The sequence below is a fragment of the Bacillus sp. hwrm1 genome, assembly GCF_040207805.1.
In the GTDB taxonomy this organism is placed as follows: Bacteria; Bacillota; Bacilli; order Bacillales; family Bacillaceae; genus Bacillus; species Bacillus velezensis.
This window is the reverse complement of sequence record NZ_CP157943.1, coordinates 846,834-872,875: the sequence shown is the minus strand read 5'-3', so window position 1 is coordinate 872,875 and position 26,042 is coordinate 846,834. Positions and strand designations below refer to the sequence as shown.

Sequence of the window (26,042 nt, the reverse complement as noted above, 5' to 3'; positions counted from 1 at the left end):
TAATCAAATCAACATTTGTATTAGCTTCAGCTTATTGGCGGGATTTTATGAAATGAAATATAAAATTTTTTAGAAAACCGCACATGTCTGCATATCACCATACTATCCGGAAGAATCAGAAAACATTCAGGAAAAAACAGATTGGAATTTGTCCCCATATTAGCGGCGGCCGCAACTTTTTTCAAGAATGAAGCGGCCGGGCGGTTTTCGGCACTCGTCATCCTTTTAAATTGTATGTTATAATTAATAACAATTTTCAATTAGGAGGCAATTTGGTATGCAAGAGGATTCAAAGGTTTATGATATTACGGTCATCGGCGGCGGCCCGGTCGGCCTGTTTACCGCTTTTTACGGGGGAATGAGACAGGCGAGCGTCAAAATCATCGAGAGCCTGCCTCAGCTTGGCGGCCAGCTCAGCGCGCTGTACCCTGAAAAATATATTTATGACGTAGCCGGATTCCCGAAAATCCGTGCCCAAGAGCTTGTGAACAACTTAAAAGAGCAAATGGCGAAGTTTGATCAGACCATCTGCTTAGAGCAGGCCGTTGAATCTGTTGAAAAACAGGCGGACGGTGTGTTTAAGCTTGTCACGAATTCAGAAACGCATTATTCAAAAACGGTTATTATCACCGCGGGAAACGGCGCATTTAAGCCGAGAAAGCTTGAACTGGAATCAGCGGAACAATATGAGGGCAAAAACCTGCACTACTTCATTGACGACCTCAATCAATTCGCAGGCAGACGCGTTGCCGTTCTGGGCGGCGGCGATTCCGCGGTTGACTGGGCGCTCATGCTTGAGCCGATCGCGAAAGAAGTCAGCATCATCCACCGCCGTGATAAATTCCGCGCGCATGAGCACAGTGTCGAAAACCTGCATAATTCTAAAGTCAACGTGGTGACACCGTTTGTTCCCGCTGAACTTGTCGGTGAAGACCGGATCGAACAGCTCGTTCTCGAAGAAGTGAAAGGCGACCGTAAAGAAATCATCGAAATTGATGACCTGATCGTAAACTACGGCTTTGTTTCTTCTCTCGGCCCGATTAAAAACTGGGGCCTTGACATCGAGAAAAATTCCATCGTCGTTAAAAGCACGATGGAAACGAATATTGAAGGCTTCTTTGCCGCCGGAGATATCTGCACATATGAAGGCAAAGTCAAGCTGATCGCCAGCGGTTTCGGCGAAGCTCCGACAGCCGTGAACAACGCGAAGGCTTACATGGACCCGAAAGCGCGCGTCCAGCCTCTGCATTCTACAAGCATGTTTGAAAAATAATACAAAAAAGAGTCTGTGTCATACCGGCACAGACTCTTTTTTATTTAAACATCCAAATATAATTCATGACGGTTCCGACAACGAGCGCAATGACAAGCGCCGACACGACCCAAATCGTGCCTAAAATAATCCGGTCCTGAATTTTCTGGGCTTTCGGGCTGTGCCCGGGCTGTTTTTGTTCCACACCGGCCCCTCCCTTCTTTGCAAATCTATCTATCGTAACAAATGTCTTACAACACCCAATACTACTATGATAACCAAACTGCAAATGGATGACAAGCTGACCGCATATGAGGCGGCATGAAATCATTTGACATTCCTGACAAAACAAAGTACATTATAAAAAGACGAACATTTTAATTTTATTTAATTCTATTATTCGCTTTTAGGGGTGTTATATATGGAAAATGTATTTGATTACGAAGATATTCAGCTGATTCCTGCAAAATGCATTGTGGACAGCCGATCTGAATGTGATACATCAGTTACATTGGGCGGACACACGTTTAAACTTCCGGTCGTGCCGGCCAACATGCAGACGATTATAGATGAAAACATCGCGGCCTGGCTCGCGGAAAACGGGTATTTTTATATCATGCACCGCTTCGAGCCGGAAAAACGCCTGGCTTTTGTCCAGGATATGAAAGCGCGCGGACTGATTTCTTCCATCAGTGTCGGCGTAAAGGAAAATGATTATGAATTCATCCGGGAGCTGAAAGCACAGGAGCTTGTGCCGGATTATATTACCATTGATATCGCGCACGGCCATTCCAATGCCGTGATCAGCATGATCCAATTTATTAAAGAACATGTCCCGGAAAGCTTTGTCATCGCAGGGAATGTCGGGACGCCTGAAGCCGTAAGGGAGCTGGAACGCGCGGGCGCCGACGCGACAAAAGTGGGAATCGGCCCCGGGAAAGTCTGCATCACCAAAATTAAAACCGGCTTCGGAACCGGCGGATGGCAATTAGCCGCGCTTCGCTGGTGCGCAAAAGCGGCGAGCAAACCGATCATTGCTGACGGCGGCATCCGCACGCACGGCGATATTGCGAAATCCATCCGTTTCGGCGCGTCTATGGTCATGATCGGATCATTATTCGCCGGCCACGAAGAATCACCGGGACAAACGATCGAAATCGACGGAAAGCTGTACAAAGAATATTTCGGCTCCGCTTCCGAATTTCAAAAAGGCGAAAAGAAAAACGTCGAAGGCAAAAAAATGCATGTCGAGCATAAAGGGTCTTTACAGGACACGCTGGTTGAAATGGAGCAGGATCTGCAATCTTCCATCTCTTACGCCGGCGGCAATACACTCGAAGCCATCCGCAATGTCGACTACGTGATCGTAAAAAACTCTATTTTCAACGGCGACAGATTTTAACACGCAGCAGGGCCGCTCAAAGATAAAAAAATGACATTCAATATGAATGTCATTTTTTTATTAAATACCGAAATAAAGAGCCGCACTGGCCAACAGATTAATCACAAAAATAAACAAAAAGATGTAACGAATGAATTTATTTTGCACCGGTGCAAATATAAAGAGATATAGTCCTGCCACCCCAAAAGTAAGAACAGGAAACAGCCACTCAAAGGATAAAGAAATGATATAACCGATAATCATAACAATCGGCACACCGATTAATGATAATTTACTTCTCATATGATTTCTGCCCCTTTTACTTAAAAATTGGTGTGATGTAAGCTTCAATAATGGCAGCGGCGATCAGCAGACAAATAATTATGAGCACCAATATTCCAATATGCCTGAACATTGAAGCCATTATCTTTTTTTCCTTAGAAAAACACAGCCTGATGACCAATTCAACGCCCTTAAAACCAATGGCGCCACTTAATAATAACGCGGGAACTTCAAATATACCATGAGGAATTAGCAGTAAAAAAATCTGATAAAAAGGAACCCCGCTATGCAGATTTTCTATAATAGAGCCGCTTAAAATAAACCCGTTGGTGAATAAATAAAAGATTGAGGTCAACCCAAAGGTAAAAAAACCCGCGGCTAAAAACAGACAAGCGATTGCATTGTTTTTCAGCAGTTCAACCGCGCCTGACGAGCCGTTGTAAGACGCGGTTGAAACAAAGTGATCGGAAAAAAACGCAGCGATTACACCGCCTGAAAAAAACAGCAATGATGCGGTTAACGGAATGGCGGACGTCCTGATTGCCGGCAACATGCGGTTCATCATGTATAGATACTCTCAGCCAATTTTTCAATCTCTTCTAATGAATGCTCGGATGACTGATACTCCGCCGCAAAAACGCCTTCATGTATAATACCGATCGTATCGCACAGCGAATGTGCCAGCTCCAGCAAGTGAGTCGATAACAGGACCGTATGTCCCTGTTTGACGTATTCCTTTAATAACGTCCGTATCGTTTTACCGCTGATTAAATCAATGCCCGTCAGCGGTTCGTCAAGAATTAATATCTTTGGCTGATGAATGAGCGCGGCCGCAATTGATAATTTTTGTTTCATTCCATGTGAATATGTTTTAATCAGCTGATTTCCGTCTTGAGCAAGCTTCAGCGTCTCTAACATATTCTTTATATACTCATTTGTCCGCTGAGACGGCACTTCAAACATCTCCGCTGTAAAACGCAGGTATTCGACTCCCGTTAAGTAATCATATAAAAAGGCATGGTCGGGCACAAAACCGATATCAGCCGATATTTGCCCCCCCTCTTCTGAATCCAGTTCCTTACCGTCAATCATGACGCTGCCTGAAGTCGGTTTAAGCAGGCCCGAAATGATTTTCAAAGTCGTTGTTTTCCCGACTCCATTAGTCCCCAGCAAAGCATAAATTGAGCCTTTTTTCACCTCAAACGAAATATCTTTCAACACCTGTTTTTCACTATAGTTTTTTTGTATATTCACTAATTTAATCATTGTTCGCAAACCTTTCCGCCATATTGATTCTGCGAAGAAACAGAAACATGACTCCATAGTTTAATAGTGTGAACAGGACAAAAATACCTGATGCAGAATGAATAAGCATCGTTTCAATTTCCGGCTTTTTATAGATAAAATACGACGTGATCGCAGCGATTTGAAGCGACACAATGAAAATGAAAGATCCGTATAAGTTGTTATACGTCTTTGCTTTCCCCGCTTCTCCAATTTCGTACATATGCTCCCAGTTTTTCTTAGGATACAGGGCGGTGCTTGAAATCTGGACAAGACTGTATAAAAAACCCGAACATAAAAACACAATAAACAAGTAAATCGTCAGCGCAGCGGAAGACGGAAAAAACACCGTAATCAAAATGGTGATGATGAACGAATAGATAAGAGCGGCGAGATTATAAATACATACTTTCGGAAACACCAGCTGCCACGCATGTTTGATATTCCGGTGAAACAGATGCTGATTTTTTATTTCCCCGTCAACTGACAACACTGTTTTGAGCGCATCTCCTACGAGCTGATACGAAAAGTTCGCAATGATAACCGCCGCAGACACGATGGCGGCTGCCGAATACCCGATAAAATGATGCGACAGAAGCGGAATACAAAAACCTAAAAACAGCATGAACAAATACAGCATACTGCCGAAGTTCCTGATAAAAAACCCGTCAATTCTCGATAAAAACAGCAGATCCTTTTGAAAAACGGCATGAAATATTTTGTTATTTCTATATAATTTCAGCTTTGGCGCAAAATCTGCATTTGTCAAAAACATATAAGGAATAAGGTCCATTTTCTTCAGCGTGGCCGACCATAGTTTAAACATCCCCGCCGTTAAAAGGACGGCGACCGCAAACACCGCAGCGAAAACGAGCACGGAATGTGAGCGGAATGCTAACCATACATACGGCGTATTCATGAGGATGTTCCGGAAAGCCGGTGACTCCGTAAAGCTTGAAATATCCTTTGCGGTATACTCCCCAAACACGAGAAGATAAACGGCATACCCGACTGCAAGCGGAACCAGCAGGCTGACGCTGAATAAAATGCCTTTCATGATTTTCAAGTAAAACAATTTGCTCCACATATTTGTAAGAAGATAAACAACATAAGAAAACAGCATAGATAAAAATAAATTGAGAAGAAAATAAACGAAGCCCAAGAAAAATACGATGACCGCCGCAGACCCGGTCATGCCTGCGCTTGATAAAAACAAAAAGACCGGAAAAACAAAAAGATACCATACGAAAATGGTTTTTTTGATCGCCTGGCCGGCAAAAACAGAAAACAGCTGTAAAAAACGAACCTTTTTTAATTGATGAATGACCTTGCGCGTATCAAGCAGAAAGGCATTGTGGTGTTCTTTAAAGAAGCCGGCAGCCCAAAAAAGCTGCTCAAGTGAAACGGCGATTAAAACAAATTGCCCCCATGCGCTGAGGGGCAGCTGAATCAGTTTTGTCCCGAATACAACACCGCATCCCAGGAAAACGAGATATAAACATAACAGAGAAATAATAATGGCAGACAGCAGTTTGCTGTTGAGTTGAGGAATGCCCCAATCTTCCTTTCTTTTTCGAAACGATGACAGGGTATTATATTTGATAAGAGCCGCAATTTGTTTGACTATCATACTTTCAATCCTTACATATGTATTTGGGAGAGAGGCTCTTTTTGCAGCTTGTACAAAAAGAGCAATTATTTATTGATCGACTTTACCAAGCAGCTGCGTATTTTTTGCCGTATTTCTTAATCATTGTTTTTGCTGTTGCAACGATTGCATAAGAAATCGCGCCTGCGCCTGTAACGATACCGATAAGAGAAATGATAGAAGCAATTGTTGATGCCGCATCAATAATATCAATTGCTTTTTTAGCTGCTGCTGTAGAGATGCCGAGAGTAGAAGCTAATTCAGCATTGGCTGAGAATGCATGAGCCGCCGCCACGTTTAATTCAGTTCCCGTTAATAATAGTGCATAAACCAATGTTGCTGCAGCAAGAGCCGCGCCAAACAAAATGAAAGACTTTTTATTAGATTTTACTAAGTTCATCATAACATCTCCCTACTCTGTTTTTTTAATTTATAATAAAATTCAGCTTAATTGACTCTCTCCCGAGCTAAATTTTATCCGCCATAAAATAGTTTAAGAAAATAGTAAAGAGTTTTAGTAAAACAAAACATCCAGTCAAAATGATTCTCTTGCCTTTACTGAGATCGGTCAGTTTTCCCGCAGCAGCATAAAGAGCCGCGATTGATATGAGCAGAAATGGATCCAGCAGCTGCAGACTCAAGCTGGTGCCGCCGGCAGAATATATAAGCGAGGAATCAGCCGTTAAGTAGTTAACAACTGAAAGAATCAACATTTTAAATGCCGAGATTAAAGAAGTCAGCGTATATAGAAGCAAATATATTTTTTTCGGTTTTTTTGTACCGAGAATAAAAGCGGCAACGAATAACAGAAATCCGCCTATCAGAATTTCCACAAAAGTTGTGAAGATCATAAACCCTTGCAGAAACATGACAATCGTACGAACACTTTTCTCCCCGATATCGTAGGTATTTTCTCCGACGGAAGAATAATACGACTGCAGAACTTTATCTGAAATACTGAATTGGAAGAGTAATGAACAGATCAAAATGATGAAAAAAGAACTTAAAAATATTTTTTTATTGCTCAATTGACCTATCATATTATCATCCTTTTCTTACAAAATAAATTAACTATTCTATACTTTTACAATTTAGTTTAATCCTATCAAAAAATCAATATCCTTTCGAAAAATATGACTTTAGAACGTGTTGACAAAGAGCACATCTTTCAGAGTTTTTGGTGCTATGTACCCTTTATTTTTTTTCGAATTTGCAAATAGTATGATTTAGACAATTGATTTGAAGTTTTAGGAAGAACCTGTCGAAAGAGACGCAGGATATAAAAAAGGAGGATATCGTCATGTATCCTCCGGATGTATGATCGCCAGCACCTGATGATCTTCCCATTTTCCATTTATTTTTACTTTTTTTCTCGCAATGCCTTCTTTATGAAAGACAGCTTTTTCGAGCACCCGGATTGACGCCTTATTGTTCGGCATGACTCCGGCTTCTATCCGATGCAGTTCCAGCTCATTGAATGCATAATCGACTGCCAGCTTGACAGCCTTCGTCGCATAGCCTTTCCCGTTATATTTGCCATCTAAAAAATAACCGATAAAAGCGCTTTGGAGGGAACCCCGAACCACCTGAAAAAGGCTGATCGTGCCAATCAGGGCCTGATCCTGAAGAAAAATGCCGAAGCTGTATTCAGTATCATTTTCCGCATTCTTCAGTGATTGTTCAATTCGTTTTTTCAGGCCTTCCAGCGTATAAAAATCCTCTTGTCTCGTCATGGCAAACCGTTCAAAAAACATGCGGTTTTCCGTCTGCAAAACCAGTTCCTGCTCTGCATCATTCAAGCTGAGCGGCCTGATATCAACGCTGTTTCCTTCCTGCATATGCATCGCCGTCCTTTTGTTTTGATCAGAAACGTTTTTTTAATTGCCTCTCACCCATGTGATACGGTACGCTTTATCGCATCAAGAAAATTCCAAGACTTTACGTTCACCTTTCCTTTCGTGACCTATGTCTGATGTGAGTAACCGAAACGGAAGCACAAGGTTCTTTTGTTGACTTAAACCGTGCTTTAAGCCGTATCATCATATTGTGACAAGGAAAGAATAGTTTTGGCGGGTTTCCCGATGATCTAAAAATCAATTTTACAGAATCACTGCTGTCTTATTTCATGCCTATTTGCGGGATGAATATATTGATTGGATCAAAGCTGAAATGTTGACAAAGAAATGTAAAAACAATCGGAAAAGAGGAGATAATATGAAACTGACGGGAAATACAATACTGATTACAGGCGGAAATGCCGGAATAGGATTGGCTTTCGCAGAACGGTTTTTAAAAGCGGGAAATAAAGTCATCGTGACCGGACGGCGTGAGCACGCTCTTCAAAAAGCAAAGGAAACATTCCCGGATCTTATTACATATGTCAGTGATTTGAGCATTCCATCTGAACGTATATCACTGTTTGATTGGGTGAAAAAAAATTATCCGGAAGTGAATGTGTTAGTAAACAACGCGGGGATTCAACAACGTTTTCATGTGCTGAAAGCGGATGCGAAGGACAATTGGGACTATTTCAATAAAGAAATCACAACGAACATTGAAGCTCCCTTCCACCTGTCTATGCTGTTCGCTCCGTTTTTTGCCGGAAAAGAAGATGCGGCTTTCATTAACGTCTCTTCGGGATTGGCTTTTACACCGCTTGCCATTGCACCGATCTATTCAGCAACGAAAGCGGCGCTTCATTCATTTACAATGAGTCTGAGACATCAGCTTTCTGATTCATCTGTAGAAGTGATTGAAGTTGCGCCTCCGGCGGTGAATACAGATTTAGGCGGAGCAGGGCTGCATACGCAAGGGGAACCGCTGGATGAATTCGCTGATGGGATTTTTAAAGGACTGAAAGAGGGCAAACAAGAAATCGGATATGGTTCTTCAGAAGAACGGCTGCGCATGTCACGGGATAAAGCCGATGAACATACGGCAAATATGTACCATACGATGAAACATACAATTGAATAACCTCTTTGAAAAAGGAAAACCCGCTTCTGTTGAGCGGGTTTTCCTTTTATTAAACAGATAAACGCCTTTCTTAACAATGGTGCAAGCGCCATCGAAAAGAAAGGCGTCATATTTTTTCATCCTAATAATGGCGGGTTGACCCTTAGCACTCTTCCGGCGTACCGGCGTTTTTGGCCGTGCGGAAAGATGAACCGCAGCCGCAGGAAGCGATGGCATTCGGGTTGTCAATGGTGAAACCGCCGCCCATCATGGACTGTTTGAAGTCAATGATCGTGCCGGTCATAATATCAAGGCTTTCGCTGTCGACCAAAACGGTAATTCCGTGCTGTTCAAACATGCTGTCTTTTTCGCCTTTTTCGTGCTCAAATCCCATTCCGTAAGACAGGCCGCTGCAGCCGCCGCCTTTTACGCCCACACGGAGAAACGCGTTTTCTTCTTCATGCTCTTTCATCATATCTTTTATATGCAAAGCCGCTGCTTCAGTGATGGTTACTGGAACACTCATAGGTAGACCTCCTTTTTTTAAAAACGGATGCTGATATCTATTATAAACCTTGAGGAGAGTATTTCTCAAACGAGCTGTTTACAAATAATAGACGCCGCTGCATACGGTTTCGGCGGGTCCCGTCATCAGTACGTGCCCGTTGTCCTGCCAATTAATCACAAGGTCGCCTCCCGCTAAATGAACGGTGATATCCCGGTTTCGTTCGGAAACACCGTTCAATACGGATGCGACAGCCGCCGCACAGGCGCCTGTTCCGCAAGCCTGTGTAATGCCGGAGCCGCGTTCCCATACGCGGAAATGAAGTTCATCGGCGCTGACGGTTTCCACAAATTCGACATTGACGCCTTCCGGAAATCTCGGGTCTTTTTCAATGACGGGACCGAGCGTTGTAAGAGGCGCTTGATTGATATCCGCAACCGGAAAAACAATATGGGGGTTTCCCATTGATACGGCTGTTCCGGAAAGCTCCGTTTCTCCAAAAACAAAGGTTTCATCGATCGTCCGTTCATCTTCATTGCCGAGCATCGGCAGCTCTTTTTTGGTGAGGCGCGGTTCGCCCATATCGACGGCGACTTCACGCACAATCCCGTTGTCCTCTGTAATGTCTGCTTTCACTAGACCTGAAAGCGTCTCAATGAAAAAGGACGTTTCTTCTGTCAGCTTATGTTCGTATGCGTACTTTGCCACACAGCGAAGGCCGTTGCCGCAATTTTTCCCTTCTGAGCCGTCATTATTAAAAATCCGCATTTTGACGGGCGCTTTTTCTGACGGACAGATGAGGATCATTCCGTCAGAGCCGATGCCCGTGTGAATGCTGGACACTTTAACGGCAATCTCAGCCAGCCGTTCTTCCGGCAGCTGTTCTTCAAATTGATTTACATATATATAACTGTTTCCAAGACCGTGCATCTTGGTAAAACGGAATGAATTCATATCGGCCTCCAACTTTTTTTCTTTTACTTAGTATAAAAGCTCTTCTGCTCGGACACAATACAAATATCCCCCGTTTTTCATACATAAAAGCTCCCTGCATATGCAGGGAGCTTTTATCGTTTACTAAATAAACATGCCGGCAATCGCCGCGCTGAGAAGGTTTGCGAGTGTTCCCGCAATAACCGCTCTTAATCCGAGGCGCGCAATGTCCGAACGGCGGCTTGGGGCCAAACCGCCCAGTGTGCCGAGCATAATCGCAATCGAAGAGAAGTTGGCAAATCCGCACAGCGCAAAGCTGATAATCGTAGACGTTTTTTTAGAAAAGTCCGCAATATGCGGACCGAAGTTTGAATAAGCGACAAACTCATTCAGCACAAGTTTCTGTCCGATATAGCTTCCCGCTCCGAGCGCTTCATGCCAAGGAACGCCGATTACAAATGCGATCGGTGAAAACACGTAACCGAGAATGGATTCTAATGTAATATGTTTGAAACCGAACCAGCCGCCGATTCCGCCGAGAATTCCGTTCACTACGGCGATGAGCGCGACAAACGCAAGCAGCATGGCGCCGACATTTAGAGCAATCTGAAGGCCCGTGGACGCGCCTTTTGCCGCTGCATCAATCACATTAGCGGCGCCTTCGCCTTCTTCGTCCATATTAAAATCGCCTTTTATCGTCTGCGTTTTTTCCGTTTCAGGTATTAAAATTTTTCCGAACACGAGACCGGCGGGTGCCGCCATAAAGCTGGCCGCCAGCAAGTATTCGATCGGAATGCCTAACAGGGCGTAACCGAAAAGCGTCGAACCCGCTACAGCCGAAAGGCCGCTCGTCATAATCGTAAACAGCTCGGAACGGGTCAATCCCGCAATCAGCGGTTTAATGGCAAGCGGTGATTCAGACTGTCCGACAAAAATGTTCGCAGCCGCCGCAAGCGATTCTGTTCTGCTTGTCCCAAGAAGTTTTGACAGTCCCCCTCCGATGACGCGAAAGATGAGCTGCATGATTTTCAAGTGATACAAAACGGCAATCAGCGCTGAGAAAAAGATAATGACCGGCAGAACGCTCAGCGCAAAAGCCGGGCTGCTGCCCACTTTTAACAGCGGGCCAAAAATAAAGCTGATGCCTTCGTTCGCATAATCAATGAGAAGCTGCACACGGCTTGAGAACCATAAAAATACGGCCCGTCCGGCGTCCCACTTTAATACGATGAATCCGAAGGCCATTTGTAAACATAAACCGACAATGACGGTTCGCAGGTTAATTTTGCTTTTCTTCTCTGATAACAAAAAAGCAATGGCTAATATAGCAACTGCCCCGAGCAGCCCCCAAACGATATTCAATGAATCCACCTCTAAAATTTTATTTAAAAAAAGTCTTTATTAAGATAACAATATTTATTTTTGCTGTCTACAAATTTTTTATTTTGCAAAACCCGGGGCGCAATAAAAAAGAGACCCCATTCGGAGCCTCTGATTAAAACATCGGATTTTCTTCTATGAATGTATATATGTTGTCAACCAGTTCAGCAGGCGTGCCTCCCGTGACCACTTCGCCGTTGACCAGGGCGAACAGGGACTCCATGCATTTCCCGCAATAGCTTAAACAGCCGTATTCAAGCACGTCCAAGTTCGGATCCTTCTCTAAGATCTCAAGTGCTTCCTGGGAACCGCGCGCTAAATTGCTGACACAGAATTCAATCATCGGATTCATGCGGTTTCACCTCACATATGTACCTTATCCTAACGGAATTTCCTCTATTCGTCAAAGATCCGGTTTCACGCTCAATGTTATCGTAACATATTAATTCAGGTTAAAGGTTTTACTATTACGTGTTTTCTGGTCAATTTGTAGGTTATTTTAAAACTATTATTGTGGTTTTAGATCAAATTCGATATAATTCTAGATGTTATTTTACATAGTTCGTTATTTTGTAACAACATTGACTACCATATTTTTCGGGCAAAAGGGGAATCATTATGAAAAAATTGGTCTTGATCGGCGGGGGTTACGGAAACATGCGGGTGCTGCACCGCTTACTGCCGAACCAGCTTCCGTCAGATATATCCATCACGCTGATTGACAGAAACCCGTATCACTGCTTAAAAACAGAATATTATGCGCTCGCCGCCGGCACGATTTCTGATCATCATATCAGGGTGTCTTTTCCTGAGCATCCGAATCTGGATGTTCAATACGGTGAGGTGGCTTCCGTCGACACGAAAAACAAACAGGTTCTGTTTCATGACCGCGAACCGATTTCTTACGATGACGCGGTGATCGGACTGGGCTGCGAGGATAAGTATCATAACGTGCCCGGCGCGCCGGAACATACTTACAGCATTCAGACCATTGATCAGTCACGCGAAGCCTATCAAAAGCTGAACAACCTCGGCGCCAATGCATCTGTCGCTATCGTCGGAGCGGGATTAAGCGGCGTGGAGCTTGCCAGTGAATTAAGAGAGAGCCGTGACGATCTGAAGATTATGTTATTTGACCGGGGCGACCTGATTTTATCAAGCTTTCCGAAAAGACTCAGCAAGTATGTTCAGAAATGGTTTGAAGAACACGGCGTCACCATTATCAATAATGCGAATATTACAAAAGTGGAAGACGGGATCGTTTATAATCATGATGAAGGAATAGCGGCCGATGCCATCGTGTGGACGGCGGGAATTCAGCCGAATAAAGCCGTCAGAGAACTGGACGCTGAAAAAGATCCGCAGGGCCGCATCGTTTTAACACCGCACCACAACCTTCCGGGCGATGAGCATGTTTACGTCGTCGGTGATTGCGCGAGCCTGCCGCATGCGCCGAGCGCCCAGCTGGCTGAAGCGCAAGCGGAACAAATTGTGCAGATCCTCCTGAAACGCTGGAACAATGAAGAGCTGCCGGAAACAATGCCGCAATTTAAGCTGAAAGGCGTTCTCGGTTCACTCGGAAAAAAAGCGGGCTTCGGTCTTGTCAACGATCGTCCGCTCATCGGGCGTGTGCCCCGTTTATTAAAATCAGGCCTTTTATGGATGTACAAGCATCATAACGGCTGATAAGAAAGAAGCCGCTGATTGCAATCAGCGGCCATTTTTAAGAGCCCGCAACATAGCCGCGCTTTTCCATTTCTTCATATATATCTTTTAAATGCGGATTCCCTTCCCCCACAATGACATCCTCCACCAGCACGAGCGGATAGAAAAATTCATCGTTTCTGATGCGCTCCGCAAGCTCTTCTGTCTCCTTTTGCTGAGGCGGTGCGTCAATATCAATATACCGCATGTGAAAAGGCTGCTCCGGATATTTCCGTTGCAGCGCCGCCTCCAGCCATTCAAACGTATCTTTGGCGCTCGGCATATTCACGCAGCTTGCGCAGAGCGTTTCAGCGCCGTAAACACTGAGCGTAACCGGCTTAATCATGTATATCATCCCCTTTACACCAGTATACAAAGGACGAGGCAGCTTTTGTATAAAAAACGGTTTTTATGTTCAAGTTTAAATATGCTATAATGGGGAAAGCAGCTTTGCAAACCAAACATTAGATTTTTACCGTTACTGTGAATATAATGGTTTTATGTATATGAAAGGAGCGAATCTCATGACTGAGGTTGAAATGAAAGAGCAAGTACAGGAAGTATTGGATAAATTACGCCCGTTTCTGCTTCGTGACGGCGGTGACTGTGAGCTTGTTGACGTAGACGAAGGCATTGTAAAGCTTCGCCTCCTTGGCGCATGCGGCAGCTGCCCAAGTTCAACGATTACGCTGAAAGCCGGAATCGAACGCGCCCTTCTTGAAGAAGTACCGGGTGTCGTTGAAGTAGAACAAGTATTTTAATCATAAAACCAGGCTGCATTACAGCCTGGTTTTTTATTTTTTACAAATAGTCATCGAACCATGAACAAATATAACGGATGCGTTTCATCCGCTGTTCCGGATGGCCGCTTCTCGACAGCTCATGCGTGGCTTTCGGAAACCGGATGAACGACGTCGTTTTGTTCAGTTTCTTCAATGCGGTAAAGAGCTGCTCCGCCTGCTCTATCGGACAGCGGTCATCTCGCTCACCATGCAGGATCAAAAGCGGCGTCGAAACGCGGGACGCATATTTTACAGGAGAACGATCCCAAAGCTTATCCGCTTCCTCAAACAAATCATGTCCGAGCTGCCAGTCGGTAAAAAAGAAGCCGATATCGCTGACACCGTGGAAGCTGAACCAATTTGAAATGGAGCGCTGCGTGACGGCTGCTTTAAAACGGCCGGTCTGCCCGACAATCCAATTTGTCATAAACCCTCCGTAGCTTCCGCCCGTCACACCGAGACGGCCGCTGTCAATAAACGGATACGCCTGAACGGCTTCATCCACCGCCTGCATGACATCACGGTAATCTCCGCCTCCGTAATCACCCCTGACACGATTGACAAAATCCTGCCCGTAGCCGTGGCTTCCTCTCGGGTTGACATACACGACAGCATATCCTTGTGCGGCCAGCACTTGGAATTCGTGAAAATACGTATGGCCGTACATCATGTGAGGCCCGCCGTGTATGTATAGAATGAGCGGATAAGTTTGATCCTCTTCAAAAACGGCGGGCTTTAAAAACCAGCCGTTTACCGTCAGCCCGTCCTTTGTTTCATATTGCAGCTTTTCCGGCACGGATATGATGCGCTCCTCAATAAACCGATCATTGTCGGATGTCAATTGCTTCTCTTCCCCATCTTCGAGCGAAATGCTGTAAAGCTCGGAAGGCTGTGCGGGTTTGGCAATAACAGCGATACAGCTTTTCTGATCAGGATGAAAAGCAAAACCGTTCACATACTCTTCTTCTAGTCGGATCGGATATACGAGGCCGTCAATCGAGATATAATAAATACCGGTGCTTCCCTGCTCGCTCCCGAGAACGTAAAAACCCTGCCCGTCGTTTGTCCATACCGGCCGGGGCGTCACTCCTCCTATGATTGAATCCGCAATCAGCGCATCGCTCAAATGAACATCCAGCATGTCGGTCAGGCAGGACAGCCGCTCAGTTTTCACGTCGTACAGCCACGCTTTCTCTAAAGTCGCATTGCGAAATTCATTTTCATGGCCCAGCATCGCGATATAAGAACCGTCCGGTGAAAACACGCAGGAACCGAAAGAACCGCGGTGCGGCGTAATCTGCTTCAGGCTTCCATCCGCCAGATTCATCAGATAGACATCGCTCGGCTTTCCGGCGTCACCCGGCTCGCATAAATTGGCGGTAAACGCAAGCTGCCTGCCATCCGGTGAAAAGGCCGCGCCATAATGATCCGCTTCATGATCCGTCAGCTGCCGAATCTCCCCCGTTTCAAGATGAATCAGCACAAGCTGGGCCCAGCTTCCGTTCAGCAGGCCTTTCCCGTCACGTTTATATGTTAATGACTGAATGTCAACCGGCTCATACTCGTCATGCTTCTTTTTTTCTTTCTCATCGGCGCGCTCCGCTGATGTCAGACTGACGGACACAAGCACGGATCTGCCGTCGGGCGCCCATATCGGATCTGATACGCCCCAAGGAATATCGGCCGCCTGCTCCGCCTCTCCTCCGGCAGCGTTGATGATGTACAGCTGAGGGACGCCGTTCTCCCTGTCAGAAACAAAGGCGAGGCGCCGTCCGTCAGGTGACCACCGCGGACTTGTATTTCTGTTGTCCCCGAAAGTCCACGGGTTTGAGATGCCGGATTCTGTGTCATATACCATAATGGCTGAGGAATAGGAATCACGCTTATGATTGACTGTTGTCCGGACGTAAGCGGCTCTTCTGCCGTCAGGGGCATATTGCGGGTCTGTCACGGATACGAGAGTCGCAATGTCCTCCTCGGTTATGAGTTTTTTCAATCGTTTCTCCTCCTTTTCTTTTTTATTTCGCTTCCCTAAATAAAAATCCTTCTCCAGAAAAAGAAAGCGTCCTTCTCTGATGGGAAGAACGCTTTTTTATCATTATACACTTTTCACCTGTTCTAAAGGATTCCGTTCAATTACGCTTCCTTCTGACGGGACGGTAAGCGCCGCAATCTCACAGTGGGGGAAATGCTCAGAAAGCTGTTTTCTCAGCTCTTCTCCCTTTCCTTTTTCAATCAGGACAAGAATCGTCGGTCCCGCTCCGCTCAGCGCCGTTCCGTAAGCGCCTTTCATTTCGGCCGCATGTTCCACCTTTGAAAGCTCAGGAACAAGCATGGCGCGGTACGGCTGATGGAGGATGTCTTTTCTCATCATTTTCCCGGCGAGCGCCCAGTCATTTGACATGATCGCAGCAACGAGAAGGTTGCTGACGGCGCTTGCTTTAACGGCGTGCCGGTAAGGCAGCTCTTTCGGGAGCACGTCTCTTGCGTCCCTGGTCAGAACTTCGTAAAACGGAATCACTGCCACAACATCGATATCCGCTTCGGCAACACGCACGATATGTGTTTCATCTTCTTCGTGAAGGCCGATCACAAGCCCTCCTGCAAGAGAAGCAGCGGCATTATCAGGGTGTCCCTCTTCAAGACTGGCTAAGTGCAGCTTGTCGCTTTCAGACAGCTGCAGGCCGCATAACTCATCCGCAAGCTCAATGGCGGCGACGATAGCGGCCGCGCTGCTTCCGAGACCCCGTGCAAGGGGGATGTCACTCCATACTTTGACATGGGCGGGCGGCAGCTCTTTCTGATAGCGGTCAGCCGTCCGTTTGGCGACTTGATAGATGAGGTTGTCCGTTCCTTGAGGGATGCCCGCGACAGTTTCGGTTTCCGCCGAGAACTGCCATTCATCGTTTCGGAAAACCGAAAGCTTCAAGTACCTGCTGAGCGCCATCCCGATGGAATCAAACCCAGGCCCTAAGTTGGCGGTGCTTCCCGGAACCGTAATGGAAAACAGCATCTCCGCCTCATTCATACACGCGCCGCTCCATTTAAGTATTCCAGGATACTGTCCTCATCTGTCGGCAGCGTAATCGGTTTTATGTCAGATACGTCTACAGCCGTGTTCGGATCTTTCAGGCCGTTTCCGGTCAAAACTGCGACAACCTTGCTGCCTTTTGGAATTTCACCGGATTTTACCTGTTTCAAAACGCCGGCGATGGATGCACAGGAGCCCGGTTCGGCAAACACGCCTTCTTCACGGGCAATCAGCTGATAAGCGTGAAGAATGTCTTCATCTGTGACTTCATCAATTTTTCCGGCTGATTCTTCCGCAGCGAGCACCGCTTTGTCCCAGCTGGCAGGATTCCCGATTCGGATTGCCGTCGCAACGGTCTCTGGATTTTTAATGACTTCGCCGCGGACGATAGCCGCAGAACCTTCCGCCTCAAAACCGCGCATCTTCGGAAGTCCGGTGCCGTTTTTCTCATGGTATTCTTTGAACCCTTTCCAGTAGGCCGTGATATTCCCGGCGTTTCCTACCGGGATCGCCAGAATGTCCGGCGCTTCGCCGAGCTGTTCGCATACTTCAAAGGCCGCTGTTTTTTGCCCTTCAATCCGGTAAGGGTTTACTGAATTCACTAATGCAATCGGTGATTTTTCGCAAATCGACCGGACGATGGCCAGCGCGTCGTCAAAGTTTCCGTCAATCGCGATGATTTCCGCACCGTACATGACGGCCTGCGCAAGTTTTCCGAAGGCGATTTTTCCGTCCGGGATGATGACGATGCATTTCATGCCGGCTCTCGCCGCGTATGCCGCAGCTGCCGCGGATGTGTTCCCTGTAGAGGCGCACATGATGGTATCATTGCCTTCTTCTTTCGCTTTGGCGACCGCCATGACCATGCCGCGGTCTTTAAAGGATCCCGTCGGATTAACGCCCTCTGTTTTCACATGCAGTTCAATTCCGAGCTTTTCGGAAAGTTTCGGCAGGTGAATCAGCGGCGTGTTGCCTTCATGCAATGTCAGGGCCGGCGTCTGATCCGTCACCGGCAGAAATTCTTTATATTGATGGATGAGTCCTTTCCACATTAGCTCCAACCGTTCCCTTCTACGCGATATGTGCTTTTTACTTCTTGTACGACTTCGAGGTCATTTAAGTTTTGCAGAATGTCACTGAAATCTTCTTCCGATGTATGATGCGTGACGATGACGATTTCCGCGAGGTCGTCATGGCCTTTGATCGGCAGCTGCAGAATTTTTTCAAAGCTGACGCCGCGCTCTGAGAAGGCCGATGTGATTTTTGAAAAAGAGCCGACCTGGTCTTTGACGTGAATTCTTAAAAACTGCTGGGCATAGATATCAGACGGCTGCTTCAGATTTCTTTCAAACTGCGGGGCGACAAAGCTGTTTCCGTTTACGCCGAGACGCATGTTTTTCATGACCGCGACCAGATCGGAAACGACCGATGTCGCAGTCGGCATGCTTCCGGCTCCGGGGCCGTAAAACATCGTTTCGCCGACGGCTTCTCCGTACACGTAAACGGCATTAAACTCGTTATGCACCGCAGAGAGCGGATGATGATCCGGGAGCAGTGTCGGCTGAACGCTGACTTCGATTTTATTGTCATCACGCTGGGCGATGCCGATCAGCTTCATCGTATAGCCGAGCCGTTTGCTGAAGCTGATGTCTTCATCCGTTATCCGGGAAATTCCTTTTACTTTGACATCGTCCAGATCGACATTCATAGAGAAGCCGAGACGGGCTAAAATCGCCATCTTGCGCGCGGCATCGAGCCCTTCTACATCGGCGGTCGGGTCCGCTTCCGCGAATCCGAGATCCTGCGCTTCCTTCAGCACTTCTTCATACGGGCTTTTTTCTTTAATCATTTTCGTTAAGATGAAGTTTGTCGTTCCGTTGACGATTCCCATCATTTTTGTGATCCGGTCAGAGGAAAGGCCTTCTTCGAGCGTGCGTAAAATCGGGATTCCGCCGGCGACACTCGCTTCATAATACAAGTCACAGCCATTTTCCTTTGCGGCGGCTAAAAGCTCTGACCCGTATACGGCGATCAGATCTTTATTTGCGGTCACAACATGTTTTTTCGCTTTCAAGGCATCAAGAAGATATTGCTTCGTCTGTTCGACACCGCCGATGACTTCAATAATCACGTCGACTTCAGGGTCATCGATCACATCATAGACCTCTGTCGTCAGCACTTCTTTCGGCAGATCTGCGTCTCGTTTTTTATCAATATCTTTAACTAGCACTTTTTTGATCGTCACCGGACAGCCGACCTGGTGCATAAGCTTATCCTGATGATCTTGTATAATTTTGACGACTCCGCTTCCCACGGTTCCCAGTCCTAACAGTCCAATACGAATCGCTTCCAAAGAGAAACTCCACCTTTCTTCCTTTTGTCCACTAGAAAAGGACAATTGTTAACCCTTCACAGACATTTAAGTTACAAATATTATATAAGCCCGCATTTGTTTTGACAAGCGGCTGAATATTGTTTCTACGGCTATGAAAACGCTTAACACACTGATATGACAAGATTCCCTATTTTCTAAATATTTTTACGTCATATTTTCTTACGAACTGATTCCTTTCCCGAGCCACGCCACAGGCGGGACAAAAACCTGCGCCGACCTGACATTCATCATGTTGTGACATGTCTGTAAAAACTGTTCATAGCGGGTGCAGTCGGCAAGAATGTAGTCAAGCTGCTCTTCGTAATACTGTTTTTCAGAATCATGAGAAATGTAATAGCTCTCCACCGTCTCGAAGAAATGGAGCGGAAACAGCAGGCGGCTGTAAAACAGGCGTTTGGAAAAGGAGGATAACGGCGTAACTTGCTCATATTCCTGCAGAAACAAAAACCCATCTTTGAGCAGGTCGTCCCGATGATACAAATATGTGCTGCGCATATATTCCGCAATATCACGGGCAGCATGGTCGAATACCCAATCGCCCGGAATGCGGATCAATGATTCCTCCGACCAGGTATCCCGTTCCATCCGCTGATGGCAGATTGTCCCCGAGTCTTCTGCGCCGGGATTGTCATCCAGCTCCGTATCCACTAAATATTGAATGGCGTTTTCCGCTAAGCCTGAATAATAAGGAAATGCTTCGATCATTTTCTTTTCGAACGGTTCAAGCGGAGACATATGAATTTTCTGCATCCAGAATGATTCCAGCTGATCCACCCGTTTTCCCCATAAGTCCTTCCATTGGCCGATCCTGCCCGCTTCTTTCACTTCGTACGGATAACCCCGCCCTTTTCTGTGAAATTCGGCAAGCTCCCCTCCGACAGAAAACGACCGGTTTGAGACGGGAATCGGCGCTTTTAAGAGCGCATACGTTTTGCCTTCGTCCTCAAAGGTCAGTTCTCCTTCCTTCGTAAAGATAAACACTGAAACGTATGGGTCACTTTGTTCTTGTAAATACTGACTCATGTAGTAAAGCTCCGTCAGCTCTGATTGCGAAAACCCGGAAACGGGAATTATAAGAAAGAAGGAATTAGGCGTCTGGAAGCATTGGTATTTCTGATAAACGGAAAGCTGTCTGACGTGGATGCCGTACTTTTCTTTAATGATGCTTTTCATCATAATCACCTGCCTGAAAAATTAGAGCTATTCACATCGTAGTCATACGCCGGCGGAATTATGAATACATATTGTAATCCTTTGAATCAAGTGGAGAAACATCGTACACATCGGAAGAGTGTTGTATAAACTAGTAAAAAAAGATTGGGTGAAGCAAATGTCAGAAAAGGAACAACTGAATCAGGTGGAAGCTGTCGCCAGGGCGCGTCTAAAAGAACGGGGGGTTGAGACGGACGATATTGCCGAGCTGGTGTATTTCCTTCAAAAAAAATATCATCCTGATTTGACGATGGAAGTATGCAGGCTCAATGTGGATCGTGTCATCGCAAAACGCGAAGTGCAAAACGCCATTTTAACAGGAATAGAATTAGATGTGCTCGCCGAACAAAAAAAGCTGTCTGAACCGCTTCAGACCATTCTGGCGATTGATGAAAGCCTGTATGGGGTTGACGAGGTGCTCGCCTTCTCTATCGTGAATATATACGGCTCAATCGGCTTTACGAATTACGGCTACATTGACAAAGAAAAACCCGGTATTCTCGGGCGGTTAAATGATAAATCTACGGGCGAATGCCATACGTTTCTTGATGATATCGTCGGCGCAATCGCAGCAGCGGCTTCAAGCCGGCTTGCTCACAGCGCAAGAAATACAGAATAAGGACGGCCGTCATGGCCGTCCCTTTTTTTATAGATGTTCAATCCATTCGGTTAAAGAGTCAATCGCATATGTCGGCTTTTGGCCGTAATCTGCCATATGCTCACGCTTTGTCACTCCGGTATGAACCAGCAGCGTATCCATGCCCGCATTGATGCCGGCCATAATATCCGTTGCATAGTTATCGCCGACCATGAGTGTTTCGGAAATATCCGTTCCGAGCACACGCATCGCCTGTTCCATAATAATGGATTCAGGCTTGCCGATAAAGACAGGCTCAACGCCCGTTGACACCGTCAAAACGGATGTGAGCGAACCGTTCCCTGGTAAAAGTCCTCTTTCAGTCGGAATGGCGACGTCGCCGTTTGTTGAAATGAACCGGGCGCCGTTTCTGATCGCAAGGCATCCCGTTGCCAACTTTTCATATGTAATGCCGCGGTCGATTCCCACAACGACAAAGTCCGCGTTTTCTTCTCCGAAGCTCAGCCCGTTTTCTTCAATGGCCTGACGGATGCCTTCTTCGCCGATCACATACACCGACGCGTCTTTTTTCTCCTGGGCGATATGCTGCGCAGTCGCCATGCTCGTCGTGAAGACCTGCTCTTCAGATGCCGGAATGTCAAAGCTCATCAGCTTGTCCGCCACCTGCTTCGGCGTCCGGGAAGAATTGTTCGTCACGAATAAATACGGAATGCCGCGCGCTTTAAGCGTTCTCACGAATTCACACGCTTCTTCGATTTTTTCCGTCCCGTTGTACATTGTGCCGTCCAAATCTATCAAATATCCTTTATAATCCTTCATACTCAACACTCCTGTGGATTTTCTCACTCGTTGTTATTTAAATGCGGAAACAGGCCCTAATTCTGTTTCCAGATGGGTTCTTACACGGGCCGGAAAGGCTTTCAGCACATCTCTGTTTGACGTGATCAGCGTAAACAGCTCTTGATAATCGGCGTGCTGATATTCCTGGACAAGCTGCTTTCTGGAAGAGATCAGTTGCTTCAGCTTATTTCCTTCATCCTCAGCTACCACCTTTTCATCCGTCAGAATATCCATGATGTCGTCATAACTGCCCGGATCGCGCATGATAAAGCCGTCAATCATATCATTTCCGACATCGAGAATGCATTCGATCATAAGATGGCTGATCCGCTCAAGCGCCCTTTTTTCGATCTCGCTCTCCCATGCAGGCGTGCTGTCAAACAGCGCCAGCTGGGTCTCAAAAAAACGGAGTGTTTGTTCGATATTATTTCTGTCAACAAAATACACGTGACAGCATCCCCTTCTGCATCAATTATTTTCTGATTCGTTTTAAAACAAAATACGCGCAGCCGAAATTGCAGTATTCGTAAATGTATTCGTCCAATGTGCTGATTTTCGTTTCAAAGGTTGCTTTTTGATTCTGGTCATCAAAGAAGCCTTTGAGCCGCAGCTGACTGTATCCCCAGTCTCCCACAATGTAATCATATTTATTTAATATTTCTGAATAGCGGGCTTTGAACGCTTCTTCATTAAAGCCGTTTTTAAAATCGTGTACGAGTTCAAACTCGGCATTTTGAATAAGAATCATGTCTTCACCTCTTTTATCACTCTTTACTATCATAATTCATTGACTTCTGTCCATCAATTGCAAAATGAGACGGTTCGGACGGACGGAGAATTTTTCCTCTTTATATCCAGTGTAGCGGTTCAGACGATCCTTATTCAAGAATGATTTTTCCCTGCAAAAACGGCTCCATCACAAAAAACCCAAAACCTGCGGCGTTTTGGGTTTTTTCGGCTTATCTTATGCTTGGGCCTGGCGTTTTTTAGACGCTTCGTTCACTTGTTCATCCGCATGGTAGGAAGAACGGACAAGCGGGCCTGCTTCACAGTGGCTGAAGCCTTTTTGCATCGCGATTTCTTTCAGTTCGGCAAATTCGTCCGGATGATAATATTTTTGGACTTTTAAATGTTTTTTCGACGGCTGCAGGTATTGGCCGATCGCCATGATGTCGACATTGTTCGCAAGCAGGTCGTCCATCACTTCAATAATTTCTTCCTTCGTTTCGCCGAGACCGATCATAATGCTTGATTTCGTCGGGATGTCAGGCTGCATTTCTTTCGCACGGCGCAAGAATTCCAAAGAACGGTCATATGTTGCGCGGGCCCGGACTCTCGGTGTCAGGCGGCGGACGGTTTCAATGTTGTGGTTCAGAATATCAGGACGGGTATCCATTAATGTTTTCAGGTTGTCGTAATTTCCGCCCATATCGGATGGCAGCACTTCAATTGTCGTGAACGGACTTTTTCTGCGGATCGCCCGGACCGTTTCCGCAAAGACGCCTGCTCCGCCGTCTTTCTGATCATCACGCGCTACGGCCGTGATGACGGCGTGTTTTAAATTCATCAGCGCGACGGAATCAGCTACGCGTTCCGGTTCCTGCAGATCCAGCTCGGTCGGCAGACCCGTTTTTACAGCGCAGAAGCGGCATGCTCTCGTACAGACGGAACCGAGAATCATGAACGTCGCCGTACGTCTGACAGCCCAGCATTCATGGATGTTCGGGCATTTTGCTTCTTCACATACGGTATGCAGATTATTTTCACGCATTAATTTTTTCAGACCCGTATAGTTTTCATTCGTGTTCAGCTTTATTTTGAGCCATTCCGGCTTTCTCAGATGCTCGTCTTTCTTTGCCATTTCCCCATCATCTCCATTATCCCTTTATTCATGTTCGTGTGCGAAAAATTTCTATTTCACGATGGATATAAAACTTGCGGATTTCTATTCAATAGTCACTTTAACATAGGAAAAATTTCTCGACAAGGGAAGAGAATTACTTACATTTTCTCGGATTGTTGCCGCAAACTATTTGTATTCAATCCTGAAAGGAGATCATGTTGTGAAAGTTCTGTTATCTGCTCTTCTCCTTTTTTCAGTTTTCTGTCCGGCCGCAAGCGGGAAAGAACAATCGGCTCCTGTTTACGGCGAACGGATGCAGTTGTACCGCAAAGCCGAAGCAGTCACGCAGATTCCTTGGTATGTGCTTGCGGCAGTTGATCAATATGAAGAAAATGTCCGCTCAAACCGAAAGGATCTGCCGGAAAAAGCGGGAATCATCAGCATTTATATTCCGGATCATTTGTGGAGCGGCCCTGAAAATCCAAATCCTAAGGACGATGCGCCTCTCAGCATTAAAGTATTTGACGGGATCGGCCTGGACGGCGACGGCGACGGAAAAGCCGAGGTAAGCAATGATGAGGATATCCTTTATACATTTGCTCAGTATTTAGCGGGATTCGGAACCGATCTTGACCATATCCGCATCGGTCTCTGGAATTATTACCGCCGTGATCAGACGGTCGGCATTATCACCGAATTCATGACACTGTTTAAAACGTTCGGCCGCCTTGATCTCGGAGAGCACGCTTTTCCGCTTCCCGTGAAGACGGATTACAGCTACCGCAGCACATGGGGCGCCGCACGGGGTTTCGGCGGGCGCCGGATTCACGAAGGAACGGATCTGTTCGCTCATTACGGGCTCCCCGTCAGATCGACCTGCTACGGTATTGTTGAAATGAAGGGCTGGAACCGTTTCGGCGGCTGGAGAATCGGCATCAGGGATATCAATAACACGTATCACTACTTCGCTCACCTGAACGGCTTTGCAAAAGGTATGCATAAAGGCCGGATCGTCAAACCCGGAGAGGTGATCGGCTCTGTCGGCAGTTCCGGATACGGACCGCCGGGCACCGCGGGAAAATTTCCGCCGCATCTTCACTACGGGATGTATAAAGATAACGGCAGATCGGAATGGTCTTTTGATCCGTATCCCCATTTAAGGGCATGGGAACGAAAAGAAATCCGCAGGAAAAAGTAAACACACAGCCGCCAGGAAAGATTGCGGCTGTGTGTTTTTATTTATCTTTCTTCTGTTTTTCACTCGGCAGCTGGACGGAAGGCGTCACACCTGACCCGCCGCTTCCGTTATAAAACTGCGGCACCTCTCCTTGAATCGCTTTAATGGAGACCGGAATATTATTTGTCACGACTGATGTCTTACTGGCAAACGGAATAATGACCTTCACTTTTATTTCCACAAAAATACTGATATCGATCAGGGCATTGTTAATGCCGTACGGCTTTATTTTTGTTTTCACATCAGTTAACGCATCACCGATCAGGTTAAAGCGCACGGGGATTTTCGGCCCCAGATTTCCGAGAATGCTGTTTCCCGTGACCTGCCCTAAGGGAATATCGATCATAATTTCATCGGCCGTTTTCGCGCCTTTTTCTGTTTCACGCTGCTTATTGTTCGACTCCGCTTCCTTCAGATGAGCCTGAAGCTGCTTTGTCACTTTCGCCTTCATACTGTTGACCATTTGTGTATTAAAATCCATCGTTGTGACTTTTCCGTTTTCATCCGTTTTCATATCGACCATATCTTTCACATTGTCGCTGTGAGACATGTATTCTTCAATGGATTCCGTAATGACCTCTGTCGCCACCCGTTTGGTTTCCATTTCTCCTATGTTCATCAGCACCGGTTTGATTGAGGAGTTGATCATCCAAAGGCTGATGACCGTCGATATGATAAAAAAAGCAAACGACAGAAGAAGCACATATCGAAAAGGCAAAGGCCCTCTCTTGCGAAGAGCGCTCCGGTATCTAGGCAAGAAAAATCCCCCCTTACATATCA

The 26,042-nt window shown here is 46.2% G+C and carries 30 protein-coding genes; 7 read left to right on the top strand and 23 right to left on the bottom strand.

Going from position 1 to position 26,042, the window contains the following annotated elements:
• Positions 1 to 277: 277 nt before the first annotated feature.
• A complete protein-coding gene (gene yumC, locus ABK447_RS04505) occupies positions 278 to 1,273 on the top strand; it encodes a ferredoxin--NADP reductase 2 (RefSeq protein WP_100001600.1) in 996 nt (331 codons plus the stop codon).
• 40 nt (positions 1,274 to 1,313) lie between these two features.
• Here the strand turns inward: yumC and ABK447_RS04500 are convergent, their stop codons facing one another.
• A complete protein-coding gene (locus ABK447_RS04500) occupies positions 1,314 to 1,457 on the bottom strand; it encodes a hypothetical protein (protein WP_003151982.1) in 144 nt (47 codons plus the stop codon).
• A 216-nt stretch (positions 1,458 to 1,673) separates the two neighbouring features.
• On the opposite strand from ABK447_RS04500, the gene guaC reads away from it, so the two are divergent.
• On the top strand, positions 1,674 to 2,654 hold the full coding sequence (guaC, locus tag ABK447_RS04495) for a GMP reductase (protein WP_012118338.1): 981 nt from the start codon (positions 1,674 to 1,676) through the stop codon (positions 2,652 to 2,654).
• A 60-nt stretch (positions 2,655 to 2,714) separates the two neighbouring features.
• Here the strand turns inward: guaC and ABK447_RS04490 are convergent, their stop codons facing one another.
• The 7 genes from ABK447_RS04490 to ABK447_RS04460 all read right to left on the bottom strand — a co-directional run bounded on the left by ABK447_RS04490 (position 2,715) and on the right by ABK447_RS04460 (position 7,685).
• Positions 2,715 to 2,936, bottom strand: a complete 222-nt coding sequence (locus ABK447_RS04490; RefSeq protein WP_003151978.1) for a DUF5970 family protein — start codon at positions 2,934 to 2,936, stop codon at positions 2,715 to 2,717.
• Positions 2,937 to 2,952: 16 nt separating this feature from the next.
• Positions 2,953 to 3,480 (bottom strand): stage II sporulation protein M, encoded by a 528-nt coding sequence (locus ABK447_RS04485; protein ID WP_015418130.1) that lies wholly within the window; start codon positions 3,478 to 3,480, stop codon positions 2,953 to 2,955.
• Entirely contained in the window at positions 3,477 to 4,181 is a 705-nt protein-coding gene (locus ABK447_RS04480; protein ID WP_015418131.1) for an ABC transporter ATP-binding protein, read from the bottom strand. The genes ABK447_RS04485 and ABK447_RS04480 overlap by 4 nt, the downstream gene beginning before the upstream one ends.
• The gene (locus ABK447_RS04475) at positions 4,174 to 5,829 is read right to left on the bottom strand and encodes a hypothetical protein (protein WP_064107705.1); all 1,656 of its coding nucleotides are present in this window, start codon (positions 5,827 to 5,829) and stop codon (positions 4,174 to 4,176) included. Before ABK447_RS04475 ends, ABK447_RS04480 begins: the two co-directional genes overlap by 8 nt.
• Positions 5,830 to 5,911: 82 nt before the next feature.
• Entirely contained in the window at positions 5,912 to 6,247 is a 336-nt protein-coding gene (locus tag ABK447_RS04470; protein ID WP_003151973.1) for an uberolysin/carnocyclin family circular bacteriocin, read from the bottom strand.
• A gap of 67 nt (positions 6,248 to 6,314) precedes the next feature.
• Entirely contained in the window at positions 6,315 to 6,887 is a 573-nt protein-coding gene (locus ABK447_RS04465; RefSeq protein ID WP_007408715.1) for a hypothetical protein, read from the bottom strand.
• 258 nt (positions 6,888 to 7,145) lie between these two features.
• A complete protein-coding gene (locus ABK447_RS04460; protein ID WP_100001602.1) occupies positions 7,146 to 7,685 on the bottom strand; it encodes a GNAT family N-acetyltransferase in 540 nt (179 codons plus the stop codon).
• 376 nt (positions 7,686 to 8,061) lie between these two features.
• Here ABK447_RS04460 and ABK447_RS04455 point away from each other — a divergent pair, with 376 nt between their 5' ends.
• Positions 8,062 to 8,823 (top strand): SDR family oxidoreductase, encoded by a 762-nt coding sequence (locus tag ABK447_RS04455; protein ID WP_100001604.1) that lies wholly within the window; start codon positions 8,062 to 8,064, stop codon positions 8,821 to 8,823.
• A 142-nt stretch (positions 8,824 to 8,965) separates the two neighbouring features.
• Here the strand turns inward: ABK447_RS04455 and ABK447_RS04450 are convergent, their stop codons facing one another.
• The 4 genes from ABK447_RS04450 to ABK447_RS04435 form a co-directional block, all read right to left on the bottom strand.
• On the bottom strand, positions 8,966 to 9,328 hold the full coding sequence (locus ABK447_RS04450) for an iron-sulfur cluster assembly accessory protein (RefSeq protein ID WP_003151967.1): 363 nt from the start codon (positions 9,326 to 9,328) through the stop codon (positions 8,966 to 8,968).
• Positions 9,329 to 9,406: 78 nt separating this feature from the next.
• Positions 9,407 to 10,261 carry a diaminopimelate epimerase gene (gene dapF / locus ABK447_RS04445; protein ID WP_012118345.1) on the bottom strand — a complete coding sequence of 285 codons (855 nt, stop codon included), beginning with the start codon at positions 10,259 to 10,261 and terminating at the stop codon, positions 9,407 to 9,409.
• 123 nt (positions 10,262 to 10,384) lie between these two features.
• On the bottom strand, positions 10,385 to 11,602 hold the full coding sequence (locus tag ABK447_RS04440; protein ID WP_012118346.1) for a NupC/NupG family nucleoside CNT transporter: 1,218 nt from the start codon (positions 11,600 to 11,602) through the stop codon (positions 10,385 to 10,387).
• 133 nt (positions 11,603 to 11,735) lie between these two features.
• Entirely contained in the window at positions 11,736 to 11,972 is a 237-nt protein-coding gene (locus ABK447_RS04435) for a YuzB family protein (RefSeq protein ID WP_007408721.1), read from the bottom strand.
• Positions 11,973 to 12,238: 266 nt separating this feature from the next.
• Between ABK447_RS04435 and ABK447_RS04430 the strand changes: the two genes are divergently transcribed.
• On the top strand, positions 12,239 to 13,306 hold the full coding sequence (locus ABK447_RS04430) for an NAD(P)/FAD-dependent oxidoreductase (protein WP_032867139.1): 1,068 nt from the start codon (positions 12,239 to 12,241) through the stop codon (positions 13,304 to 13,306).
• A 37-nt stretch (positions 13,307 to 13,343) separates the two neighbouring features.
• Here the strand turns inward: ABK447_RS04430 and ABK447_RS04425 are convergent, their stop codons facing one another.
• On the bottom strand, positions 13,344 to 13,670 hold the full coding sequence (locus tag ABK447_RS04425; RefSeq protein ID WP_015418136.1) for a YuzD family protein: 327 nt from the start codon (positions 13,668 to 13,670) through the stop codon (positions 13,344 to 13,346).
• A gap of 79 nt (positions 13,671 to 13,749) precedes the next feature.
• On the opposite strand from ABK447_RS04425, the gene ABK447_RS04420 reads away from it, so the two are divergent.
• A complete protein-coding gene (locus tag ABK447_RS04420) occupies positions 13,750 to 14,085 on the top strand; it encodes a NifU family protein (protein WP_169510385.1) in 336 nt (111 codons plus the stop codon).
• Between the two features lie 40 nt (positions 14,086 to 14,125).
• Here the strand turns inward: ABK447_RS04420 and ABK447_RS04415 are convergent, their stop codons facing one another.
• The 5 genes from ABK447_RS04415 to yutH form a co-directional block, all read right to left on the bottom strand.
• Positions 14,126 to 16,102: a S9 family peptidase gene (locus ABK447_RS04415; protein ID WP_038459717.1), complete on the bottom strand. Its 1,977-nt coding sequence runs from the start codon at positions 16,100 to 16,102 to the stop codon at positions 14,126 to 14,128.
• A 102-nt stretch (positions 16,103 to 16,204) separates the two neighbouring features.
• Positions 16,205 to 17,134, bottom strand: a complete 930-nt coding sequence (thrB, locus tag ABK447_RS04410; RefSeq protein ID WP_025285215.1) for a homoserine kinase — start codon at positions 17,132 to 17,134, stop codon at positions 16,205 to 16,207.
• The gene (gene thrC, locus ABK447_RS04405) at positions 17,131 to 18,189 is read right to left on the bottom strand and encodes a threonine synthase (RefSeq protein WP_007408726.1); all 1,059 of its coding nucleotides are present in this window, start codon (positions 18,187 to 18,189) and stop codon (positions 17,131 to 17,133) included. The genes thrB and thrC overlap by 4 nt, the downstream gene beginning before the upstream one ends.
• Positions 18,189 to 19,490 (bottom strand): homoserine dehydrogenase, encoded by a 1,302-nt coding sequence (locus ABK447_RS04400; RefSeq protein WP_003151938.1) that lies wholly within the window; start codon positions 19,488 to 19,490, stop codon positions 18,189 to 18,191. The genes thrC and ABK447_RS04400 overlap by 1 nt, the downstream gene beginning before the upstream one ends.
• A 201-nt stretch (positions 19,491 to 19,691) precedes the next feature.
• Positions 19,692 to 20,708 (bottom strand): spore coat putative kinase YutH, encoded by a 1,017-nt coding sequence (gene yutH, locus ABK447_RS04395; protein ID WP_094031251.1) that lies wholly within the window; start codon positions 20,706 to 20,708, stop codon positions 19,692 to 19,694.
• A gap of 154 nt (positions 20,709 to 20,862) precedes the next feature.
• Between yutH and ABK447_RS04390 the strand changes: the two genes are divergently transcribed.
• Entirely contained in the window at positions 20,863 to 21,363 is a 501-nt protein-coding gene (locus ABK447_RS04390) for a phosphatidylglycerophosphatase A (RefSeq protein ID WP_003151934.1), read from the top strand.
• Positions 21,364 to 21,390: 27 nt separating this feature from the next.
• Here the strand turns inward: ABK447_RS04390 and ABK447_RS04385 are convergent, their stop codons facing one another.
• From ABK447_RS04385 to lipA, 4 genes are all read right to left on the bottom strand, one after another.
• Positions 21,391 to 22,161 (bottom strand): TIGR01457 family HAD-type hydrolase, encoded by a 771-nt coding sequence (locus ABK447_RS04385; protein ID WP_007408728.1) that lies wholly within the window; start codon positions 22,159 to 22,161, stop codon positions 21,391 to 21,393.
• Positions 22,162 to 22,194: 33 nt separating this feature from the next.
• A complete protein-coding gene (locus tag ABK447_RS04380; protein ID WP_094031252.1) occupies positions 22,195 to 22,629 on the bottom strand; it encodes a DUF86 domain-containing protein in 435 nt (144 codons plus the stop codon).
• A 25-nt stretch (positions 22,630 to 22,654) separates the two neighbouring features.
• Positions 22,655 to 22,930 (bottom strand): YutD family protein, encoded by a 276-nt coding sequence (locus ABK447_RS04375; RefSeq protein WP_094031253.1) that lies wholly within the window; start codon positions 22,928 to 22,930, stop codon positions 22,655 to 22,657.
• A 216-nt stretch (positions 22,931 to 23,146) separates the two neighbouring features.
• Positions 23,147 to 24,043, bottom strand: a complete 897-nt coding sequence (lipA, locus tag ABK447_RS04370; protein WP_003151923.1) for a lipoyl synthase — start codon at positions 24,041 to 24,043, stop codon at positions 23,147 to 23,149.
• A 202-nt stretch (positions 24,044 to 24,245) separates the two neighbouring features.
• On the opposite strand from lipA, the gene lytH reads away from it, so the two are divergent.
• Positions 24,246 to 25,223 (top strand): L-Ala--D-Glu endopeptidase, encoded by a 978-nt coding sequence (lytH, locus tag ABK447_RS04365; protein ID WP_094031254.1) that lies wholly within the window; start codon positions 24,246 to 24,248, stop codon positions 25,221 to 25,223.
• Positions 25,224 to 25,260: 37 nt separating this feature from the next.
• Here lytH and yunB read toward each other — a convergent pair whose 3' ends face one another.
• Positions 25,261 to 26,019, bottom strand: a complete 759-nt coding sequence (gene yunB, locus ABK447_RS04360) for a sporulation protein YunB (RefSeq protein ID WP_032869768.1) — start codon at positions 26,017 to 26,019, stop codon at positions 25,261 to 25,263.
• Positions 26,020 to 26,042 lie beyond the last annotated feature (23 nt).

Coding starts and splice junctions, on each gene's coding strand:
- dapF (WP_012118345.1), bottom strand. CDS start 10,261: ATGAATTCATTCCGTTTTACCAAGATGCACGGTCTTGGAAACAGTTAT.
- thrB (WP_025285215.1), bottom strand. CDS start 17,134: ATGAATGAGGCGGAGATGCTGTTTTCCATTACGGTTCCGGGAAGCACC.
- ABK447_RS04450 (WP_003151967.1), bottom strand. CDS start 9,328: ATGAGTGTTCCAGTAACCATCACTGAAGCAGCGGCTTTGCATATAAAA.
- ABK447_RS04465 (WP_007408715.1), bottom strand. CDS start 6,887: ATGATAGGTCAATTGAGCAATAAAAAAATATTTTTAAGTTCTTTTTTC.
- yumC (WP_100001600.1), top strand. CDS start 278: ATGCAAGAGGATTCAAAGGTTTATGATATTACGGTCATCGGCGGCGGC.
- yutH (WP_094031251.1), bottom strand. CDS start 20,708: ATGATGAAAAGCATCATTAAAGAAAAGTACGGCATCCACGTCAGACAG.
- ABK447_RS04475 (WP_064107705.1), bottom strand. CDS start 5,829: ATGATAGTCAAACAAATTGCGGCTCTTATCAAATATAATACCCTGTCA.
- ABK447_RS04425 (WP_015418136.1), bottom strand. CDS start 13,670: ATGATTAAGCCGGTTACGCTCAGTGTTTACGGCGCTGAAACGCTCTGC.
- ABK447_RS04375 (WP_094031253.1), bottom strand. CDS start 22,930: ATGATTCTTATTCAAAATGCCGAGTTTGAACTCGTACACGATTTTAAA.
- ABK447_RS04470 (WP_003151973.1), bottom strand. CDS start 6,247: ATGAACTTAGTAAAATCTAATAAAAAGTCTTTCATTTTGTTTGGCGCG.
- ABK447_RS04455 (WP_100001604.1), top strand. CDS start 8,062: ATGAAACTGACGGGAAATACAATACTGATTACAGGCGGAAATGCCGGA.
- ABK447_RS04490 (WP_003151978.1), bottom strand. CDS start 2,936: ATGAGAAGTAAATTATCATTAATCGGTGTGCCGATTGTTATGATTATC.
- ABK447_RS04430 (WP_032867139.1), top strand. CDS start 12,239: ATGAAAAAATTGGTCTTGATCGGCGGGGGTTACGGAAACATGCGGGTG.
- thrC (WP_007408726.1), bottom strand. CDS start 18,189: ATGTGGAAAGGACTCATCCATCAATATAAAGAATTTCTGCCGGTGACG.
- guaC (WP_012118338.1), top strand. CDS start 1,674: ATGGAAAATGTATTTGATTACGAAGATATTCAGCTGATTCCTGCAAAA.
- ABK447_RS04460 (WP_100001602.1), bottom strand. CDS start 7,685: ATGCAGGAAGGAAACAGCGTTGATATCAGGCCGCTCAGCTTGAATGAT.
- ABK447_RS04385 (WP_007408728.1), bottom strand. CDS start 22,161: ATGAAGGATTATAAAGGATATTTGATAGATTTGGACGGCACAATGTAC.
- ABK447_RS04480 (WP_015418131.1), bottom strand. CDS start 4,181: ATGATTAAATTAGTGAATATACAAAAAAACTATAGTGAAAAACAGGTG.
- ABK447_RS04485 (WP_015418130.1), bottom strand. CDS start 3,480: ATGATGAACCGCATGTTGCCGGCAATCAGGACGTCCGCCATTCCGTTA.
- ABK447_RS04435 (WP_007408721.1), bottom strand. CDS start 11,972: ATGAATCCGATGATTGAATTCTGTGTCAGCAATTTAGCGCGCGGTTCC.
- lipA (WP_003151923.1), bottom strand. CDS start 24,043: ATGGCAAAGAAAGACGAGCATCTGAGAAAGCCGGAATGGCTCAAAATA.
- ABK447_RS04390 (WP_003151934.1), top strand. CDS start 20,863: ATGTCAGAAAAGGAACAACTGAATCAGGTGGAAGCTGTCGCCAGGGCG.